Annotated in this window: 2 protein-coding genes and 1 tRNA gene; 1 reads left to right on the forward strand and 2 read right to left on the reverse strand. The window is 53.4% G+C overall.

Translation table 11 applies throughout. The annotated features are described in order from the left end of the window. Window positions 1–195: 195 nt before the first annotated feature. Both WCJ41_RS21770 and WCJ41_RS21775 read right to left on the reverse strand, forming a co-directional pair. A tRNA-Gly gene (locus WCJ41_RS21770) sits at window positions 196–283 on the reverse strand. 211 nt (window positions 284–494) lie between these two features. After that, window positions 495–1,100, reverse strand: a complete 606-nt coding sequence (locus WCJ41_RS21775; RefSeq protein WP_336907930.1) for a hypothetical protein — start codon at window positions 1,098–1,100, stop codon at window positions 495–497. Between the two features lie 455 nt (window positions 1,101–1,555). Between WCJ41_RS21775 and WCJ41_RS21780 the strand changes: the two genes are divergently transcribed. Further along, window positions 1,556–2,034, forward strand: a 479-nt coding sequence (locus WCJ41_RS21780) for a hypothetical protein (RefSeq protein WP_336907931.1), incomplete at its 3' end; no start/stop codon positions are given.

The following is a 2,034-nucleotide window of genomic DNA, read 5'->3' on the forward strand; positions in this document are numbered from 1 at the left end:
GCGATGCTCAATGGCCAGGGATGTTTGCGCACCATGCGGAATAAAGATGCGAACCTCTATAAAACTGAAATATATATATAACATACGAAAGAGTAGGCAGGCAAATCCCATCGCCAACCGCATTAACTCGTTAGGTCCGCGTTGTTGTGGTCCATCCCCACAGGTGCCCATGACACGCAGGCGCACATGTTGCGGTGGAGCAGGGCCAAAGGTGTCGCGACAGAAATAGAACCCTCGATATGCAGCTTGGGAAGCTGCCGTTCTAGCACTGAACTACGCCCGCGACTGCGTAAGGAGGAGATAGGCAATCTGCGGGTCGCTCTGGATCCGCCGCTAATGGTATTTCGTACGTGACGGGTAGGTGCGGTAGCGTCGTTTGCCACAGAGCTACCCGCACACTGCTAATGCAACAGAACAAGGACTACAGAAGTTGCAGCTGGGACAACCGTTGGAAAATCCGCGCTGGATGAAAACTGTGACCTGGACTGATCTGTTCAGGGCGGTGGCGCTGTAGGCGCAGCGTCGAGGCAATCCTTCATGAACTCTGGTACCGACACGCCGACGCCGGGAAGAGAGTACCAGGATGCAGTATTGGGCTTTGTCTGAACCATGTAAGCCCAATGGCCAATATGAAGGCTGGGCGAGCCGGTCGACATTTGGTTTTGCATCATCCATTTTCCAGCTTTTCGCACCATCGTGCCAACGCCGATGGTCCGCTCGTCTCCGGGGCTAAATGGAAACGGCGTGAAGGTCAGGTAGATTTTCCCTTCAGGTGTCACGGAACCGACCAAAGACATGCAGGAAATATCATTTGTATCTATTTGTCCGGCTGTTCGACCCCAGAAATATCCATTTCTGTACCCAGTGATCGTGTAGACAGTCTGATCTTGTACCGGGGTTAGAGTGTTGTTCAGAGGGGTGTACGTGTAGGCCGGTAGCCCGGAGGTCGGGACGTACCATGTCGTGCCATTCAGCCATCGCCAGTCAACAACAGTGTTTGCATTGGCTGGAGCGCTCAGCGCATTCAAAGAAACTATGGCCGCGAGAAATACTGATCTCATGAACAACGCCCCTATGGCTTTAAACTTGACTGCACTCACCAAGCCACTGCGGCTCGCAGGCCTGATAAGGCGGTGATTCTACCAATAAATTACAGCGACGACGGATCAGACGCTAGAGTAGCAACCACTCGACAGCAAGGGGGCGGCTGCGTGCCGGGCGTACTGCCCCGAAGTCCTCGTGGTGTGTTGCCTTCGGGACATCAGGTGTTGGGGATGCGTATCATCCGTGGCTTTGTCATTAGAATGGAACCCTCAACATGCAGCCTGGGAAGCTGCTGCTCTAGCCTTGAACGACGCCCGCGATGAGTAGCACGTGGGTGGAGCGGCGCCGAGGCGGCAATGGAAATCGTTCCTGGCCCGACAACAGCTCTTGCACCCTGCGGACAATGCAAGAGTGTACATTGTGGGCCTATCCTATTCGCGGTCTCCGCGTATCGACACGTCCGTTGGTAGATGTTATCCAACATCTCTGACTCTAAATAGGAGTACGTTTGGTGATCAGGCTTGCGCAATCGCTGTGCTTATCCATCTTCCTTGCAATTAACACGCTTGCTGTGTCCGCTACGCAAGGTTGGTCAGCGGCGCAGGCCGTCTACAACACGTCTCCCTCAGCACTGGCGGGCCTATCACTGGATGAACTCAATTCATTCGGCTTGAGACTGGTAACTGAAGCCTATGAAATGCGGTTGAGAGTCGAGAGGCCGATAGCTGATGAGGCCAAGGTGAATACTACCTCCGATGCTGTGAAGGCGGTGATCCACCTTTATGATGATGATGCAGTCATCCAGAGAGCTCGGCTTAACTATGGCTTGACCAAGAATACCTACGTTCCCAATTACACGGGAGCGTTCACGATCAGTAATATTGCAGTCTCTCAAACGAGCAATACGGTTCTCGTCATATCCTTCGATGTGCAGTTGCCTAACCGAACGAGCTTGGAATCAGGCATCGTCTACAGCGGAGACAGCATGCC

Origin of the sequence: Aestuariivirga sp. (genome assembly GCF_037139295.1) — a bacterium.
GTDB lineage: Bacteria > Pseudomonadota > Alphaproteobacteria > Rhizobiales > Aestuariivirgaceae > Aestuariivirga.